Genomic DNA, 18,169 nt, shown 5'->3' with positions numbered 1-18,169 from the left:
TGTCATGACCGATGAGACCCCGCTTGCCCAAAGATTGCGCCAGATCCCGGGCGGTTTGACCAAATCAGAGGCAGCGATTGCCCAATGGCTGGCGCTGAATGTGGCAAGTCTGGGCAATGAGACCGGGGCTTCGGTCGCGGCCAAGACCGGGGTCAGCGAAATCACCGTCAGTAGGTTCCTGAAACGCGCGGGCTTCAAGGGGCTGGCGGGGCTGAAGGACGCGCTGCAAAGCGCCCATCTGGCGCAAGTTTCGCCCGATCACTATTTCCGCCTGCCCGAGGGCGAGATCGGCAGCCTGCTGAAACGCGACGCCGAAGCCGTGCTGGCGCTCGCGGCCGAGGTGGAAAAGCCCGCATGGGGGGGGGCGATCCAGGCGATTGCCGAGGCGCAAGAGGTCCATGTGACGGGCTTTCAGTCGATCCGCGGCATTGCCGAGGACTTCGCCCGCAGGCTTGCCATCGTGCGGGGCGCGGTGCGATTCCTGTCGCCCCATGACGATGGCCTGGTCGAATGGCTGCCGCCGCGGCAGTCCGGCGCCTGCCTGGTGATGGTCGACATGGCCCCCTATGCGCGTGAGGCCCTGCCGATCCTGCGCCTGGCCCGCAGCCTGGGGATGGCGGCGGTGGTGGTCACGGATGAGCTGAACACCTGGGCCGCCGCCGAGACGCCCTTTGTCTTTCACGTCCAGACCAAGGTGGATGCTTTCCTGGAAAGCACCGGGCCGATGACGACCATGATGAATGTGATCCTGCATGCCGTGGCCCTGCAGGCGCCGGAGGCCACGCGGGCGCGGATCGAGGCCTGGCCCGGGCTGCTACGTGGCCTGGACCTTTACTGACCCGGCCTTACCGACCCGACCGTTACTGAGCCTGCAAAGGCCGCGATCTCGGCCGCAGGACGCGCGCCGGCCAGCCGGGCGACCTCACGTCCCTTGTGCCACAGGATCAGCAGCGGGATGCCCCGGATGCCCAGCCGGGCCGAGACGGCCGGGTGGTCCTGCGTGTCGATCTTGGCAAAGCGGGTGCCCGGCACAGCCGCCGCCGCCTTGGCAAATTCCGGCGCCATCTGGCGGCAAGGCCCGCACCAGGGCGCCCAATAGTCGATGACCACGGGCATGTCGTCGCGGATCAGCTTGTCATGGGTGCCCATGTCCAGCGCCCCCACCTTGCCCGTCACCAGCCCCGCCCCGCAGACGCCACATTTCGGCGCCTGGGTCATGCGATCCTCCGGCACCCGGTTGGCCTGGCCGCAGTCCATACATGTCAGCCGCATCTAGAGCCTCCTTACATTCCACGCTTGATATATATGCCGTGCCCGGCCGCACAAGGGCTCCGTAATCGTTACAGGAAACCTTTTGCATCCCCCGAGACCCCGCTTTAGGGTGCCGGGCCAAGAGGAGACCCCGATGCACCCCTATCAAAACCCCAATGCGCCGATTGAAACCCGTGTGGCCGATCTGATCGCCCGCATGACGCCAGAAGAGAAATTCGCCCAGCTGCATGCCATGTGGCTGGTGCTGGACGAGGACGGCGCCCACAAGGTCCGCGGCGATGCCTTCATCCGCGGGACCGAGGCCGACACCCTGCGCCAAAGGCTGCTTCTGGGTCTGGGGCAGATCACGCGGCCCCTGGGCACGGCGGCGGTCGATCCGGCGAAAGGCGTGCGGGCGCTGAACCGGCTGCAAAAGCTGATGGTCGAGGAAACCCGGCTGGGCATCCCGGTTCTGTCGCACGAAGAATGTCTGTCGGGTCTGATGGCGCGGGATGCGACGCTGTTCCCCTCGTCGCTGGGCTATGGCGCGACCTGGAACCCTGCCCTGATCCAGCGCGTCGGCGCGGCGATTGGCGACGAGATGGCCTCGGTCGGCGGCCATCAGGGGCTGGCTCCGGTGTTGGACGTGGCGCGGGATGCGCGTTGGGGCCGCACCGAAGAGACCTTTGGCGAGGACCCCTATCTGGTCGGTGAAATGGCCCTGGCCTATGTGCGCGGCTTGCAGGGGCCGGATCGCAAGCGGCTGGCGACATTGAAGCATTACGTCGGCCATTCTTTCAGTGAGGGCGCGCGCAACCATGCCCCCGTGCATCTGGGCTGGCGCGAGCTGAATGACGACTTCATGTTGCCGTTTGAAATGGCCGTAAAGCTCGGCCAGGCCTCCTCGGTCATGCCCGCCTATCACGACATCGACAACGAGCCCGTCCATGGGTCCAGGCATCTGCTGACGGATGTCTTGCGCGGCGAATGGGGGTTTGAGGGCATCGTGGTGGCCGATTACATCGGGGTCACGTTGCTGCACGCCCATCACGGGGTGACGGCGGATGCGGCGGCCTCGGCAGCCCTGTCGTTCCGGGCCGGTCTGGATGTCGAACTGCCCGCCGATGAATGTGCCTCGCAGCTGGCCATGGCGCTGGACCGGGGTCTGATCACCATGGCCGAAATCGACGAGACGCTCCGCCGCTCCCTGCACGAGAAATTCCGCATCGGCCTGTTCGAGACGCCTTTCGCGGACGAGGGCGCCATTCGCCTGCGCACGCCCGAGGCCCTGGCGCTGGCCCGTGAGGTGGCCGAGCAATCGGTGGTGATCCTGGACAACCGCGGCGCTTTGCCGATTGCACCGGCCACCCGCATCGCCGTCATTGGCCCGACCGCCGATGATCCGCTGGCTTTGCTGGGGGATTATTCCTTCCCCGTCCACCTGATCAACATGGACGCGAAAGAGGACGCCTCTTCGGTCGTCACCCTGTTGCAGGGCTTCCGGGCGCTGATGCCCGATGTCACCTATGCAAGGGGCTGCCATATCCTTGAAACGCGGTCGGCGGGCGCGCCGGTGTTCCCCGGCGATGTGGCCGATCCGACGCGGTTGCATCAGGTGTCGCCGCTGTCCACCCGCCTTGACCTGATCCCCGAGGCGGTGGCCGCCGCACGCGCCGCAGAGCTGGCCGTGGTCTGCGTGGGCGACCTGTCCGGCATCTTCCAGACCGGCACCGTGGGCGAGGGCTCGGACGCCGAGACGCTGGACCTGCCCGGCGTCCAGCAGGCGCTGTTGCAAGCCGTGGTCGATACCGGCACGCCCACGGTGGTCATCGTGACCTCGGGGCGGCCCTATAACCTTGGCGGGCTTGAAAGCCGTCTGGCGGCCCAGGTCTATGCCTGGTTCCCCGGCGAGCAAGGCGGACATGCCGTGGCAAATGTCCTGACCGGGGCGGTGGAGCCTTCGGGTCGCCTGACCCTTTCCGTTCCCCGCAGCGCCGGCGCCTCGCCCTATTTCTACAACCACAAATTCAAGGCCTCGGGCACGCCGGTCGCCCGGCATTTCGGGTCGGATTATCCCTTTGGCCATGGTCTGTCCTATACGGATTTCGCCTGGACGGACCTGCAGGTCTCGCCGCAGGTCAGCCTTGAGGGCAGCGTGACCGCCAGCCTGACCGTCACCAACACCGGCGCCCGCAAAGGGGTCGAGGTGGTGCAGCTCTATGTTCGCGACCGTGTGGCCTCCTTGGTGCGTCCGGTCAAAGAGCTGAAGGCCTTTGCCCGCCTGGACCTGGAGCCCGGCGCGGCGCGGCGGGTCACATTCGACCTGCCCGTCGATATGCTGAACTTCACCGGCTATCAGGGCCACCGCATCGTCGAGCCCGGGATGTTCGATGTCCTGTTGGGCGCGTCGTCGGCCGATATCAGGCTGAAGGGCGAGGTCGAGGTGACAGGAACCGCCCCGCGCGCCCTGCCGAAAGACTGGCGCATGCAGTCCAAGGCCAGGATCGGCTGACCCAAAACCCGCGGGCGACACCAAAAGCCCGCGGCAGCAGCTTTTGGCGGGGGCTCGATGCCCCCGTCAAAAGCCCCCCCCGCCGCCGCGCAGCCCGAGGATTTCGCAGAAATCCGAGGGCGCCCCAGACCCGAAAACGTCGGGCCGAAAGCCTTACACCAGCTCCAGCGTCACGCGGCGGTTCTGGCGGCCCTTTTTCTCGACCTTGGTCAGGGCCACGCGGCCGATCTCCGAGGTCCGCGCCACATGGGTTCCGCCGCAGGGCTGCAAATCCACCTGGGTCTCGCCCAACCCGATCCGCACCAACCGCACCCGCCCCTGCCCCACCGGAGGCCGCACCGACATGGTCTTGACCAGCCCCGGATTGGCCGCAAGCTCTTCATCCGTGATCCAGGTCTCGGTCACGGCCAGGTCCAAGTCGATCAGCCGGTTCAACCGGTCCTCGATGGCGGCAAGGTCCTGCGGTGGCTCTGGCATGTCGAAATCCAGCCGCCCGCGCTCGGCGCCGATCTGGCCGCCCGTCACGGCCAAGGGGATCACCACCGACAACAGATGCAGCGCCGTATGCACCCGCATGTGGCGATGGCGCCGCTCCCAGTCCAGGCTTTGCACCACGACCGTCCCCACCGGCGGCAGGGCCACGACCTCGCCCGGGACCAGCGCCACGCCGCCCTCATGCTTCAGCGCCGTGGCAATCGCCATCCGCCCGCCCTCCCACGACAGCCAGCCGCTGTCCCCGGGCTGCCCGCCCCCGGTCGGATAGAACACCGAGGCCGACAGCACGATCCCGCCCTCGGGCGTGTGGCCCACCACGCGGGCCTCCGCCTCGGCCAGATAGGCATCGTCGCGAAACAGCATCTCGGTCATGACTTCCCCCCCAGGATCGCCGCCACCGCCGCGACATGTTGCGCCTCTTCGGCCAGCTTTTCGGCCTCGGCCGCGGCATCGTCCTTTTTCTTCTGCATGAAATCGCGATAGGCGGACGAGAAGGCCACACCCTCGGCCACGAACCGCGCCGCGATCTGGTGGTTGATTTCGGTCCGCACATCGTGCTGGAAATTCACATCGCGCAAGATCACTCGGATCTCGAAGTTCATCGCATCCCCGGCAAAGCCCATGAAGATCACGGCCGGCGGCGGCGAAAGCAGGACCAGGGGCTGCGCCTCGGCAATGTCACGCAACAGCTTTGACACCCGCCGGCTGTCCTCGGTCAGGGGCACCGAAACCGGCACGATCAACCGCCCCGTCAGCGAAAACCGCGTCCAGTTCGTCACCTGTCGCGTGATCAGGTCGCTGTTGGGCACGATCACATCGGACCGGTCAAAGGTCTGGATGCGGGTGGACCGCACCGAGATCGCCTTGACCGTGCCTTGCACCGTGCCGACCTCGATCCAGTCGCCCTCTGACACCGGGCGTTCGATCAACAGGATGATGCCGGACACGAAATTCGACACGATGGTCTGCAGGCCGAAACCGATACCGACCGACAGGGCACCGGCGACGATGGCCAGGCCGGACAGGTCAATCCCCGTCGCATTGATCGCAGCCAAGGCCGAGACGAGAATCCCAAGGTAGCCCAGCCCCGAGACCACCGCATTCTGCCCGCCCTGATCCAAAGAGGTCCGCGGCAGGACCGAATTCTTCAAGGCCCCCTGCAACAGCCGCGTCAGGGTCAGGCCCAAGCCAAAGATCACGGCAAAGAACAGGAAGTCGGTCGGCGAAATCCGCGTCTCACCCAGCTGAAAGCCTTCCTGGAACCGGGTCCAAAGCTCTGTCAGGTCAGCGACCCGCGCCCCCCAGATCAGCGCGACCAAAGGCAAGGTCGCCAGCGCCAGGGCAAAAGAGATCAGCACCGGAACCAGCGCGTCCCCGTCCTCGGATTTGGTCAACAGGGCATAGATATCCCCCACAAGCCCCTGAGCGAGATACAGAACCGCCGCCAGGGCAAGCGTGGTAAAGGACGGAAAGATCAGCGCCGAGGCCGCCGAAACATAGCCCACCGCCGCAAGGGCGGGCGCGATCAGGCCGAAAAGGATCACCCCCCGGGCCAAGATCCGCACGATCCGCGTGCCATAGGCCGCGCGGCCCTCGTCGCTGCCGTCGTCCGCGCGGTTCATCAGCTGACCGATGCGCACCAGCACGACCGCCCCGACCAAGATCCCCGGCAGGTTCAGAACCGAGGCGGCGGCATCCGACAGGTCCAGATCGGACATCGCGGCCCGGCGCAACACGGCCAGGGCGATCAAGACCCCGAAGATCGTGGTCAGGAACCGCCCCTCGGCCCGGCGTTCCGGCGGCAGGGGCAAAAGCATCGGCCCCTCGGCCAGCGGAAAGACCCGCGACCCAAGCCAGACCGCCATCATGACCGAAAAGCACATCGACCCGAAACCGCTGGCAATCTGCGTCCCGATCGGGCCAAGCATGGCGGTCAGGGCCAGGGCCTCTTGCAGCAAAAGACAGGCCACGACCGGCACCAGGAACGGCAGGATCGAGGCCATCGAGGCCAGGATGCGCCGCCCCCGCACCGGCGCCGTGCCCAGCAGATAGGTCAGCCCGGTTTGCGTCCAATGCCGCCCGCGCCACAACAGGGCCAACGACAGCACCAAAAGCGGCAGCATCAGCGGCAGGTTGTTGACCAGCCGGCGCAGGGCAAGTTGGTCGTTCACGCGCCGCGCCGTCTCGTCCCACAGCGCCATCGCCGTGTCCGACAGCGCCTGGACCGCATCCGACCAATTCGGCGGATAGAGCGGATTGGGCCAAAGCTTCAGCAGCTCCGAGGCCTGGCGTTCGCGCAACAGCCGGTCAATCTCGCGGATCAGGCCGTCGGCGCGGCGATAGGCCTCTTCGGCGGCGATCCCGGGGGCCTGAAGGCGGCCCATCTGCGCCGTCAGTTCGGCGCGGCGGGTGGCGATCTCGGGCTCTTCGGCGGCGTCGCCCTCGGGCGGCGGGCCAAGGGCGTCGATCTGATCCTTCAGCGTGGCGATGCGGGTGGAATTGGCCGATTGCGCGCCCGAAAGCTGCTCGCGCCAGCGCGTCAGTTCGGTGCGCAGCGTCTCCAGCCCCTGGTTGGACAGCGACTGGTTGGTCAGCGCGCTTTCGGCGCGCACGGCCATCCGTTCCCAGCCCTGATAGTCCAGGGCCCCGCCCGAAGCCCCGCCAGAGGCGATGGGCTTGGCGCCCCCGTTGGCCGCCTGGGGCTTGGCCCCGCCCTGCGGCGCAAACCCGCCCGAGACCGGAGCCCCGCCTTCCACGGTCAGCGGCTTGGCCGGGATCAGCGCGCCGGAACTGTCAGCCTGGACGGTCAGCGGCGCCTGGCCCGGCGCAGCCCCACCCGAGGCCCCCCCAGTAGCCTGCGCCAGTGCCAGCCCCGGCCCCAGCGCAAGCGCCAGACCCGCCACCAGCGCCAGATGCAGCATCCGGCCTGCGCGGCTCATGCGTCCTCAAAGACCGTCGGCAGGCCCTTGGGCGCGCGGTCCAGCCATGTCGGCACCGGCAAGCCCTTTTCCTTCAGGAAAGCGGGGTTATAAAGTTTCGACTGATAGCGGTTGCCATAGTCGCACAGGATGGTGACGATGGTCTTGCCCGGCCCCATGTCGCGCGCCATGCGGATGGCCCCGGCGATGTTGATGCCCGACGATCCGCCAAGGCAGATCCCCTCGTCCTCCAGCATTTCAAAGACCAAGGGCAGCGCCTCGGCATCGGGGATGCGATAGCTGAAATCGGGCTTGAAGCCTTCAAGGTTGGCGGTGATGCGGCCCTGACCGATGCCCTCGGTGATCGAGGTCCCGGGGCTGTCGAAGACGCCCGAGGTATACCAGGCGTGCAAGGCCGCGCCCTCGGGATCGGCCAGGCCGATCTTGACGCCCTTGGGCTGCAGGGCCATGCCGACGCCCGCCAAAGTCCCCCCCGAGCCCACGGCGCAGATAAAGCCGTCAACATGGCCCCCGGTCTGCTCCCAGATCTCGGGGCCGGTGGTCTCGATATGCGAGAGCCTGTTGGCCACGTTGTCGAACTGGTTGGCCCAGATCGCGCCATTGGGCTCGGTGCGGTTCAGGGCCTCGGCCAGACGACCGGAATAGCGGACATAGTTGTTGGGGTTCTTGTAAGGCACAGCCGGGACCTGAACCAGTTCGGCGCCCGCAAGACGCAACATGTCCTTCTTTTCCTGCGACTGGGTTTCCGGGATGACAATGACGGTGCGAAACCCCATCGAGGCGCCGACCAAGGCCAGCCCGATCCCGGTGTTCCCGGCCGTGCCCTCAACGATCGTGCCGCCGGGTTTCAAGGCGCCGCGCGCGATGGCGTCCTTGATGATATACAGCGCCGCCCGGTCCTTGACCGACTGGCCGGGGTTCAGGAATTCGCATTTGCCCAGGATGGTGCAGCCCGTCAGCTCAGAGGCCCGCTTGAGCTTCAGGAGGGGCGTGTTGCCGATCGTATCGGCCAGATCGCTGTGGATGCGCATTTGGGTCCTCTTCACCTTTCCCCCTGTGTAAGGGGGCGGGCGGCGAAACTCAAGCAAGCCCGGAAGCCTCCCGCAGCCCCCGCACACCAAATTGAGCGCCTGACGGCGCAAGATTTTCTCTCGCCTCTGGGGCTTGCGCCCCAACCGGCTCGGGCGATGCCTCCGGCGGGAATATTTGGGCCAGTATGAAAGCCACCAGGCCTGCCCCGTGCATCGCGCCCCACTTGTGTCTTTCATACTGACCCAAATATCTCCGGGGGGGCCGCAGGCGGGGGGCAGCGCCCCCCTCAGGGCCAGCCCCGGCGATTCCCCCTTCCCTTTCAGGCGGAATCACGCTATCGGCCCCCTTCGTCGCGCCATGCACCCTTGGAGGATGGCGGACTTACATTAGGAGAATACTATGGCACGCGAGATCCACGATCTCAATGTCGAGCTGCGTTCGGGGACGGGCAAGGGGGCCGCTCGGCAAGCACGGCGCGACGGGAAAGTTCCCGGAGTGGTTTATGGCGATGGGCAAGAGCCCATCTCGATCAACCTGCCCTACTACTATCTGCTGAAGCACCTGAAAGCCGGGCGCTTCCTGCAGACCCTGTTCAACCTGAAGGTTCCGGGCCATGACGACGTCCATGTCGTCTGCCGCGGCGTTCAGCGCGATGTCGTGAAGGACAGCCCGATCCATGTCGACTTCATGCGCCTGCATGACGAAAGCCGGATCGTCCTGCACATCCATGTGAACTTCGACAATGCCGACAAGGCCCCGGGCATCAAGCGCGGCGGCGTCCTGACGGTTGTCCGTTCGGAAGTCGAACTCGAAGTCCTGGCCGGCGACATCCCCGATCACGTCACCGTCGACCTGACCGGCAAGAACATCGGCGATGTGATCCACATCTCTGACGTCGTCCTGCCCGAAGGCGTCAAGCCGACGATCGCGCGGAACTTTGTCATCGCCAACGTGGCGGCTCCGGCTGGCCTCCTGGCCGTCGAAGACTGAACCACAGGTCACTGACCTTGACGGGCGGCCCTGGTGGCCGCCCGTTTCCATTCTTGGGGGCGCGGATGAAACTCTTCGTGGGCCTGGGCAATCCGGGGGCCGAATACCAGGGCAACCGGCACAACATCGGCTTCATGGCACTGGACCGGATCGCGTCCGACCATGGCTTTGGCGGCTGGAAAAAGGACTTCCACGGCCGCATCAGCGAAGGCCGGCTGGGCGGGGACAAGGTCGTCCTGCTAAAGCCCGAGACCTTCATGAACGCCTCGGGCCGCGCGGTTCAGGCGGCGATGACCTTTCACAAGATCGCCCCCGCCGACCTGATGGTCTTTCACGACGAACTCGACCTTGGGCCCGGCAAGATCCGGGTCAAGATGGGCGGCGGACATGCGGGCCACAACGGCTTGCGGTCGATCCATGCGGTGATCGGCGAGGCCTATGGCCGCGTCCGCCTTGGCATCGGCCATCCCGGCCACAAGGATCTGGTCGCGGGCTATGTGCTGCATGATTTCGCCAAGGCCGACCGCGACTGGCTGGAGCCCCTGTTGCAAGGCATCGCCGATGGGGCGCCCGATCTGGCTGCGGGCGAGGACGCGCGGTTCCTGAACGCGGTGTCGCTGCGGGTGAACCCGCCGCGCAACTCGGGCAAGGGCCCGCAGGCGCCCGAAAAGGTCGATATGCCCAAACCGCCCAAGCCCGCGCCAGAGGTTGCCCCCGGGCCGACGCTGTCGCCGCTGGAACGGTTGATGCAGAAGTTCAAGGGCTAACCCGGGGGAGACCCCGCGCTACACAGCGGGACCAGAGCCCTGCGCATTGCCACGCAGCGCGGGACCCAGAGGCAGGATGGGCATTTGGACAGGGGCCGCGATTGGGGCCGACTGGCCAAGCGCCCACCACAGGGTCCGAAGCCGCGATTGACCCGGCCCCCAAAGGCTTTGCCCCGGAAAACTTGGCCGCCGAAAACGTGGCCGCAATAGGCTTTGACGCCAAAGACCCGTCCCCGAAGACCCGTTCCGGCAGACCCGCCCCCGAACCTTGGGCCCACGAACCTTGGGCCCACGAAGACCCGTCCTCCGCAGACCGTCTCCCAGTCGGCAGGGCCATGGTCCGGGCCTGATGCGACGACGGTTCAGTCGGCAGGACCCTTCCCGAACAGCCCCGCCAGCGCCCGGCTGACCGTCACCGACACGCCCGGTCGCCCCAGCGCGCCAAAGGCCAGCGGGCGGCAGGCCTCCATCGCGGCCAGGCCCACCCGCACCGTCAGCGCGCCATTCACCACGCCCTCACCGAACCGCCGCGAGACCTTGGCCAGGATGCCGCCCCCCGCGACCGAGCCGATCAGGTCGTCGGTCAGCGCCAAGGCCCCCGCCGCCATCAGCGCCCCCATCACCCGCCGCATCAAGGCCCAAGAGCCCAGAACCCCCGCCCGCCCGCCATAGATCTCGGCCAGGCGGCGCAACATGCGGATATTGGCCACCAGCGCCGTCACCACATCGGCCAGCGCCAGGGGCACCAGCGCGGTGACAAGCGCCACCTGCCGCGCCGCCGCCTCGACCTCGGCCCGGGCGCGCGCATCCAGAGGCGCCAGCAACTCCACCTCGGCCAGGGCCAAAAGCGCATCGGCGTCAAAGACTTCGGCGCCGCGCCGGTCCAGCCGGGCCCGCGCCTCGGACAATTCGGGCCGCCCGGCATAAAGCGCCAGAAGCCGCGCCACCACCGCCCGCGCCTGGGCCAGGTCGCGCGCCTCAAGCGCCGCGCCCCGGATCGCCTCGACCCGGGCCAGCCGCGCCCAGGCCCGGGCCTCGCCCACCAGCCAGACCAGCAGGATCACCCCCGCCAGCCCGACCAGCACGAGGGCCACCCAGCCCAAGGCCGGAAAGGCCACAAACAGCCCCGTGACGAAAGTCCAGCCCGAAACCGCCAGCACCAGCCCGAACAACAGCCCAAAGACCCAGGCCGCCAACCGCCCCAGCACCGAGCCCCGCCGCGCGACCCGTGGCAGGACCGCGACCGCATCCACCACGGGCGCAAGGCCCGGATCGGCCTCGCCCGCGGCCTCGATCACAAGGGGCGGCTTCAGCGGCTCCATTCCAACCTCACATCGGGCAAGCCCTCTTCGTTCTCGCCATCGGTCATCATCACCTCGGACAGGCCCAAGGCGGCATAAAACCCCCGCGCCGCCGCATTGGCCTGAAAGGTCCAAAGCCCGCCCTCGGGGCTTGCGGCCATGGCATCGGCCATCAGGGCCCGCCCGATCCCCCGGCCCCGCGCGCCAGCGGCCACATACAGCGCCAGGACCTCGCCGTCCTGCCGCACCAGAAACCCCATGACATCGCTGGCCCGGGGGCCCAGGGCCGCGACCCGCATCCGCGCCTCGTGGCGCAGCTTGGTCACGAACCACAGGTCCTCTTCGGCGGTGTGCAGCTTGGGCATCCAGGGCGTTTCGGCCACCCATTCGCCCAGGATACGCGCCACCACGGGCAGATCGGCTTCATCGGCATCGCGCAGGATCACATCAGGTCTCCGATCAGAAAATCAGCCGCCCGGTCCAGGCGGATATGGGCCGGCCCCTCGCCGGGGTGGCGCGTCATGCGCAGGGGCTGAAAGTCCATCGCTTGGTAGTCCGCCCCCATCCAGCCCTGCGCCCCCTGACGGGCGGGCGACAGGATGCGGGCGGGGTCCTCGGGCAATTCCCCGGCATAGGCCGCCACCATGCGCCCATCGCCCAAGCGCCCCTTGACCGCGGGCAGCGTGGTGCCGCCGCGGGAGATCTCTTCTTCGACCGTGGCGCGATACGAGGCCAGCGCCATGGCCGCTGTCCCCGCCCCGGCATAATCGGCCCGGGCGCGGGCATCGGCCAACAGGGCCTCGGTGATCGCGGTCATCCGGGCGTGCTGGGAATGGTGCAGGTGATCGGCCTTGGTGGCGGCAAACAGGATGCGGTCGACCCGTTTGGCGCCCATCAGCAGGTCCAGCCAACCGCGCCGCCCGGGGCGAAAGGCGCCCAGAACCTCGGCCAGGGTGCGGCGCAGGTCTTCGACCGCGCGGGGGCCACGGTCCAGCGCGCCCAACAGGTCGATCAAGACCACCTGTCGGTCCAGCTTTGCGAAATGGGTCTGGAAAAACGGCCGCACGACCTTGGCCTGATAGGCGGCAAACCGCGCCTCCATCGCCTGATACATCGACCCCCGCCCCGCCATGGCCGGCCGCGGCAAGGGCGCAAAGGTCAGCACCGGAGAGCCCGCCAGATCGCCCGGCAAAAGAAACCGCCCCGGCGTGCAATCGGACCAACCCGCCCGCCGCGCCGCTTGCAGGTAATCGGTGAAGCTGGCAGCCAAGGCCATGGCGCGCGGCTCGTCCAGGTCCAGCGCGCCATCCTCGGCCCGGGCCAGCGCCAGGTAATCGCGCGCCTCCTCGCGGCCGGCGATGCGCGACAAAGTGGCCTCGGCCCAGTCCTCATAGCTCTTGCCCAGAAGGGCCAGGTCCAACAGCCATTCGCCGGGATAATCCACGATATCCAGATGCAGGGTCCTGGCGCCAAGGACCGAAGCCATCCCCTCGGGCCTATAACGGAACGACAGGCGCAGTTCGGACACCGCCCGGGTGCTGTCGGGCCAATGCGGCGTATCACCGGTCAGGGCAGCCAGGTGGTCTTCCTGGGCAAAGCGCGGCAAGGTCATGTCAGGCTGCGGCTGCAAGAGGACCGAGTCGATCCGGGCGCCGGGCCGAAACTGCCCCATCCGCCCACGCTCCAGCAGGTTGGCCACCAAGGATGTGATGAAGACCGTCTTGCCCGCGCGCGACAGCCCCGTGACCCCCAGCCGCACCACGGGGTCGGGCAAGGCAAGCCCGCCCAGGCCGCGCAGAAAACCTCCCGCCAGATCGCCGATGCCGCTCAAACCCTTGGCCCTTCCGTTTTCCCGAACATAGGCCCGAATAGCGCCCCGCAACAGGCCAAATCCATGGGAAAAATCGGCAAACCGCGGCTTAGGGGGAAGAGCTGGAGGGACCCACGGGCCCCTCCAGACCTCCCCGTGAGTATTTGGGTCAGTATGAAAGACATGCGGAGAGGACGGGGGGGTCTTGACGACGGGGGGGGGAAGCTGGCCCTGCCCAAGGCTGCGCAAAACGGCGCGTTTCTGTTGCGCCCTCTTGCTCCTTTCAACGTGCACAAATATCCCCGGGGGGTGGGGGGAGGAGCCCCCTGCTCTGCCGTTTGCCCCATAGACTGCCCTTGGAAAACCAGATGCCCCGTTTCGCCTTCCTTGTTGAATATGATGGCGGCCCCTTTGCGGGCTGGCAGCGGCAGGCCAATGCGCGTTCGGTTCAGGGCGCGATCGAGGCGGCCTTGGCGCGGCTGGAGCCGGGGGACCATCTGCTGGCCGCGGCCGGGCGCACCGACACCGGGGTCCATGGCACCGGCCAGGTCGCCCATGTCGACCTGACCCGCGACTGGGACCCGTTCCGACTGCTGGAGGCCTTGAACGCCCATCTGCGGCCCGATCCTGTGGCTATCCGCGCCGTGCGCCGCGTGGCCGATGACTTTCACGCCCGGTTTTCCGCGACCGAGCGGCGCTATCTGTATCGCATCCAGAACCGCCGCGCGCCCCCCGTGCTGGAGCGCGGTCGGGTCTGGAACATCAAGACCCGGCTGGACGTCGCGGCCATGGCAGAGGGGGCGGCGCATCTGGTGGGGCACCACGACTTCACCACCTTTCGGTCGACCTATTGCCAGGCGAATTCTCCGCTCAAGACCCTGGACGAGATCAGCTTTTCCACCTGGGCCGAGGAAATCCACATCCGGTTCCGCGCAAGGTCATTCCTGCACAATCAGGTGCGTTCGATCATGGGGTCGCTGGTGCAGGTCGGCCTTGGGACCTGGGCGCCCGAGGCCATCGCCCGCGCCCGCGATGCCCGCGACCGCGCCGCCTGCGGGCCCGTGGCGCCGCCGCAAGGCCTGTGCTTGACAGGGGTCGGCTATCCGGATGATCCTTTCGCTGATTTTGGTTAACTCATTCTTCTTCGCTTTGCCGTAACGCTTCCCCGCAGCCATTGCGCTGCCAGTTGGAAAAAGGCCCCGGGCGACCGGGGGCGGACCATGTCAGAGCCATCTGCCCCCCAGGGCGACTTCCTGCCCAAGCTTCTGACCGTCTTGCGCGAGGGCTATGGCCTGGCCGACCTGCGCGCCGATGCCATGGCGGGCTTGACCGTGGCCATCGTGGCCCTGCCGCTGTCCATGGCCATCGCCATCGCCAGCGGGCTTGGGCCAGAGCGGGGGCTTTTCACCTCGATTGTGGGCGGGTTCCTGATTTCGGCGCTGGGGGGCTCTCGGTATCAGATCGGCGGGCCTGCGGGGGCTTTCATCGTCGGCGTCTCGACCTGCGTGGCGCAGATCGGGGTTTCGGGGCTGATGGTGGCCACGCTGCTGTCGGGGGTCTTGCTGATCGCCGCCGGGGCGCTGCGGCTGGGGCATTACGTGCGCTTTTTGCCCTATCCCGTGACCGTGGGCTTCAGCGCGGGCATCGCGGTCATCATTTTTGTCAGCCAGATCAAGGACGTGCTGGGCCTGTCCCCGTCGGCAGAGCCCGCAGAGGTGGTCCCGAAGCTTCAGGCGCTGTGGCAGGCCCGCGACAGCCTGTCGCCCGTGGCGCTTGGCGTGGCGCTGGGGACCATTGTCCTGCTGCAAGCCATCAAGCGGTGGCGGCCGCAGTGGCCGAACCTGCTGATCGTCACCTGTGCGATGACCATTGCGGTCTGGGCCTTGGGGGTGCCGGTGCATCTGGTGGGCGACCGCTTCGGCAGCCTGCCGCATTTCCTGCCGATGCCGCAGATGCCCGACCTGTCGCCGGGCAGCCTGTGGCAGGCCCTGCCCTTTGCCCTGCAATTCACCCTTCTGGGCGCCATCACTGGGCTTTTGTCGGCCCAGGTTGCGGATGGGATTTCGGGCAACCGTCACCGCCCCTCGATCGAGCTGTTTGCCGAAGGGGCGGCCAATATCGCGGTGTCCTTCATCGGGGGCATCTATGCGACGGGGGCCGTGGCGCGGACGGTGACGAACCATGCGGCCGGGTCGCGGGGGCCCGTCTCGGGGATGCTGCACGCGGTCTATGTGCTGGGCTTTCTGGTGATCCTGGCGCCCTTGATCGCCTTTGTCCCCATGGCGGTCTTTGCCGGCATCCTGTGCGTCGTGGCCTGGAACATGGCGGCACGGGCGCAGTTTGTCATGCTGCTGCGGGCCTCGCGCAGCGATGGGCTGATCTTGCTGACGACCTTCGGTCTGGTCGTCTTTCGCGACCTGACCGAAGGCATCATCATGGGGTTCGCCCTGGCCGGGGTGGTGTTTTTGCACCGGATGTCCAAGGCCGTTGCGGTCGAAACCGACCTTGGCACCGACCCCGACCGCGTCGTCGTGCATCTGACCGGGCCGTGGTTCTTTGGCGCCGCAGCCCAGACCGGCGCCCTGCTGGACCAACTGGCCGAACGTCCGAAACACTTCGTGCTGGACATGAAGGACCTGGATTACCTGGACAGTTCGGGCGCCCGTGCGCTGGAGCTTTTGGCCAAACGCATCAGCCGCCAAGGCGGGCGGATGGTGCTGTCCGGCGTCAAGCCCGACCAGCGGATCGTTCTGGAAACCGCCGGGCTGACCGCGGCAAAGGTCGATTTCATCCCCGATCTGGCAACATTGGACCGCGTCTAGGCCTCTGGGGCAAAGTGTCGCAATCCCCCGCGCAGGGCGTGCGCGCAGGCGAAATTATCTTGCCCACAAAGGAGGTTGCGCGAAACATTCCCCTGCGGCAATCTGGCGCTTTGCGCCATGTGGGCCTTGGTATAGCCAAAAGAATTGTAGATTTTCGCCGCCCATTGCTGCGATAAAACTTGAAAGGAGACCCAATGTGCCGGAGGAGCGGCGCATCGGGTTCAGGGAGAAAAAGATGACGGAACGCGCCCCCACGGTTTACACCGCGACGGAAGATTTCACCGCCCATGCCCATGTGACGCCTGCCGGATACAAGCAGCGCTACGAGGCCTCGATGACCAATCCCGACGCCTTTTGGGGCGCCGAGGGGCGGCGGATCGACTGGATCAAGCCCTTTACCAAGGTCAAGAACACCTCGTTCGAAAAGGGCGCTGTGTCGATCAAATGGTATGAGGATGGCACGACCAATGTCAGCGCCAATTGCATCGACCGCCATCTGGTGACGCGGGCCGAACAGACCGCGATCATCTGGGAGCCGGACAGCCCCGCCACGCCCGCCCGCCACATCACCTATCGCGAGCTGCTGGAGCAGGTCTCGCGGCTGGCCAATGTGCTGCGCGACCATGGCGTCAAAAAGGGCGACCGCGTCGTTCTGTATCTGCCGATGATCCCCGAGGCGGCCTATGCGATGCTGGCTTGCACCCGGATCGGCGCGGTCCATTCGGTCGTCTTTGGCGGCTTTTCGCCCGATGCCTTGGCCAACCGGATCAACGATTCCGAGGCCAAGCTGGTGATCACCGCCGATTACGGCCCCCGCGGCGGCAAGAAGACGCCGCTGAAGTCGAACACCGATCAGGCGCTGTTGCACTGCAAGGACAGCGTCAAATGTCTGGTGATCAAGCACACCGGCGACGAGACGCATTGGGTCGAGGACCGCGACTTCGACCTTCTGGCCGAGATGGCACAGGCCTCGCCCTATTGCCCCTATGCCGAGATGGGCGCCGAAGATCCGCTGTTCATCCTGTATACCTCGGGGTCGACCGGCAAGCCCAAGGGCGTCGTTCACACGACCGCGGGCTATCTGGTCTATGCGGCGATGACGCATGAGATGACCTTTGACTACAAGCCCGGCGATGTCTTCTGGTGCACCGCCGATGTGGGTTGGGTCACGGGGCACAGCTATATCTTGTATGGCCCGCTGGCGAATGGCGCGACCACGCTGATGTTCGAGGGCGTGCCGACCTATCCGGACGCCGGCCGCTTTTGGGAGGTCATCGCCAAGCACCGCGTCACGCAGTTTTACACCGCGCCGACCGCGATCCGGTCGCTGATGGGGCTGGGGACAGAGCTGGTCGAAAAGCATGACCTGTCGTCGCTGCGCCTGCTTGGCTCGGTGGGCGAGCCCATCAACCCCGAGGCCTGGAACTGGTATTTCCGCAATATCGGCAAGGGCAATTGCCCGGTGGTCGACACGTTCTGGCAGACCGAAACCGGCGGTCATATCATCACCCCCCTGCCCGGCGCGATCCCGCAAAAGCCCGGCTCGGCGACGCTGCCCTTCTTTGGCGTGCGTCCCGTGGTGCTGGATGCCGCCACCGGCCAGCCGCAAACCGCGACCGAAACCGAAGGCGTGCTGTGCATCGCGGACTCTTGGCCGGGTCAGATGCGCACGCTGTGGGGCGACCATCAGCGATTCGAGGACGCCTATTTCGCGCAATACCCCGGGTATTACTTCACCGGCGACGGCTGCCGCCGCGATGCCGATGGGTATTACTGGATCACGGGCCGGGTCGATGACGTGCTGAACGTCTCGGGCCATCGCCTGGGCACGGCGGAGGTCGAATCCGCGCTGGTGGCCCATCCCAAGGTGGCTGAGGCCGCCGTGGTCGGCTATCCCCATGACATCAAGGGCCAGGGCATCTATGCCTATGTGACCCTGATGAAGGGAGAGGAACCCTCGGAGGATCTGCGCAAGGATCTGGTGAAATGGGTGCGGACCGAAATCGGGCCGATCGCCAGCCCCGACCTGATCCAGTGGGCCCCCGGCCTGCCCAAGACCCGTTCGGGCAAGATCATGCGCCGCATCCTGCGCAAGATCGCCGAGAACGACTTCGGCGCCTTGGGTGACATCTCGACCCTGGCAGATCCCGGCGTCGTCGACGACCTGGTCGCAAATCGCATGAACCGGGGCTAACCCCCCCGTTTTACAAAAGAATCCCGGGCTGGGAGGCCCGGGTGAAGGGAGGGCAT

14 protein-coding genes are annotated in these 18,169 nt (G+C 66.8%); 7 read left to right on the top strand and 7 right to left on the bottom strand.

What is annotated here, in order from left to right; all coding sequences use genetic code 11:
• The first annotated feature begins 4 nt into the window (after positions 1 to 4).
• Complete coding sequence (locus tag NX862_RS02345; protein WP_264492263.1) at positions 5 to 838, top strand: MurR/RpiR family transcriptional regulator; 834 nt, start codon at positions 5 to 7, stop codon at positions 836 to 838.
• Here NX862_RS02345 and trxC read toward each other — a convergent pair.
• Entirely contained in the window at positions 832 to 1,272 is a 441-nt protein-coding gene (gene trxC / locus NX862_RS02340; protein WP_264492262.1) for a thioredoxin TrxC, read from the bottom strand. The two genes, NX862_RS02345 and trxC, sit on opposite strands and share 7 nt — an antisense overlap.
• A 133-nt stretch (positions 1,273 to 1,405) precedes the next feature.
• Between trxC and NX862_RS02335 the strand changes: the two genes are divergently transcribed.
• Complete coding sequence (locus tag NX862_RS02335) at positions 1,406 to 3,763, top strand: glycoside hydrolase family 3 N-terminal domain-containing protein (RefSeq protein WP_264492261.1); 2,358 nt, start codon at positions 1,406 to 1,408, stop codon at positions 3,761 to 3,763.
• Between the two features lie 153 nt (positions 3,764 to 3,916).
• Here NX862_RS02335 and NX862_RS02330 read toward each other — a convergent pair whose 3' ends face one another.
• The 3 genes from NX862_RS02330 to NX862_RS02320 are packed head-to-tail and all read right to left on the bottom strand — an operon-like array spanning position 3,917 to position 8,228.
• Positions 3,917 to 4,630: an alanyl-tRNA editing protein gene (locus NX862_RS02330; RefSeq protein WP_264492260.1), complete on the bottom strand. Its 714-nt coding sequence runs from the start codon at positions 4,628 to 4,630 to the stop codon at positions 3,917 to 3,919.
• On the bottom strand, positions 4,627 to 7,197 hold the full coding sequence (locus NX862_RS02325) for a DUF3772 domain-containing protein (RefSeq protein WP_264492259.1): 2,571 nt from the start codon (positions 7,195 to 7,197) through the stop codon (positions 4,627 to 4,629). Before NX862_RS02325 ends, NX862_RS02330 begins: the two co-directional genes overlap by 4 nt.
• Positions 7,194 to 8,228 carry a cysteine synthase A gene (locus tag NX862_RS02320; protein WP_264492258.1) on the bottom strand — a complete coding sequence of 345 codons (1,035 nt, stop codon included), beginning with the start codon at positions 8,226 to 8,228 and terminating at the stop codon, positions 7,194 to 7,196. The genes NX862_RS02325 and NX862_RS02320 overlap by 4 nt, the downstream gene beginning before the upstream one ends.
• Positions 8,229 to 8,628: 400 nt before the next feature.
• On the opposite strand from NX862_RS02320, the gene NX862_RS02315 reads away from it, so the two are divergent.
• Together NX862_RS02315 and pth are read left to right on the top strand one after the other, a co-directional pair.
• Positions 8,629 to 9,219: a 50S ribosomal protein L25/general stress protein Ctc gene (locus NX862_RS02315; protein WP_264492257.1), complete on the top strand. Its 591-nt coding sequence runs from the start codon at positions 8,629 to 8,631 to the stop codon at positions 9,217 to 9,219.
• Between the two features lie 65 nt (positions 9,220 to 9,284).
• Positions 9,285 to 9,986 (top strand): aminoacyl-tRNA hydrolase, encoded by a 702-nt coding sequence (gene pth / locus NX862_RS02310; RefSeq protein ID WP_264492256.1) that lies wholly within the window; start codon positions 9,285 to 9,287, stop codon positions 9,984 to 9,986.
• A gap of 362 nt (positions 9,987 to 10,348) precedes the next feature.
• Here the strand turns inward: pth and NX862_RS02305 are convergent, their stop codons facing one another.
• The 3 genes from NX862_RS02305 to NX862_RS02295 are packed head-to-tail and all read right to left on the bottom strand — an operon-like array spanning position 10,349 to position 13,109.
• Positions 10,349 to 11,308 carry a TIGR01620 family protein gene (locus NX862_RS02305; RefSeq protein ID WP_264492255.1) on the bottom strand — a complete coding sequence of 320 codons (960 nt, stop codon included), beginning with the start codon at positions 11,306 to 11,308 and terminating at the stop codon, positions 10,349 to 10,351.
• Positions 11,296 to 11,733, bottom strand: a complete 438-nt coding sequence (locus tag NX862_RS02300; RefSeq protein ID WP_264492254.1) for a GNAT family N-acetyltransferase — start codon at positions 11,731 to 11,733, stop codon at positions 11,296 to 11,298. The genes NX862_RS02305 and NX862_RS02300 overlap by 13 nt, the downstream gene beginning before the upstream one ends.
• A complete protein-coding gene (locus NX862_RS02295; protein ID WP_264492717.1) occupies positions 11,730 to 13,109 on the bottom strand; it encodes a YcjX family GTP-binding protein in 1,380 nt (459 codons plus the stop codon). The genes NX862_RS02300 and NX862_RS02295 overlap by 4 nt, the downstream gene beginning before the upstream one ends.
• Before the next feature lie 356 nt (positions 13,110 to 13,465).
• Between NX862_RS02295 and truA the strand changes: the two genes are divergently transcribed.
• The 3 genes from truA to acs all read left to right on the top strand — a co-directional run bounded on the left by truA (position 13,466) and on the right by acs (position 18,113).
• Positions 13,466 to 14,230, top strand: a complete 765-nt coding sequence (gene truA, locus NX862_RS02290; protein WP_264492253.1) for a tRNA pseudouridine(38-40) synthase TruA — start codon at positions 13,466 to 13,468, stop codon at positions 14,228 to 14,230.
• 87 nt (positions 14,231 to 14,317) lie between these two features.
• Entirely contained in the window at positions 14,318 to 15,919 is a 1,602-nt protein-coding gene (locus tag NX862_RS02285) for a SulP family inorganic anion transporter (RefSeq protein ID WP_264492252.1), read from the top strand.
• 235 nt (positions 15,920 to 16,154) lie between these two features.
• The gene (gene acs, locus NX862_RS02280; protein ID WP_264492251.1) at positions 16,155 to 18,113 is read left to right on the top strand and encodes an acetate--CoA ligase; all 1,959 of its coding nucleotides are present in this window, start codon (positions 16,155 to 16,157) and stop codon (positions 18,111 to 18,113) included.
• Positions 18,114 to 18,169 lie beyond the last annotated feature (56 nt).

This window comes from Stagnihabitans lacustris (genome assembly GCF_025950525.1).
In the GTDB taxonomy this organism is placed as follows: Bacteria; Pseudomonadota; Alphaproteobacteria; order Rhodobacterales; family Rhodobacteraceae; genus Stagnihabitans.
The sequence above is the reverse complement of the archived record's forward strand: the minus strand, read 5'-3'. Positions and strand labels throughout refer to the sequence as shown.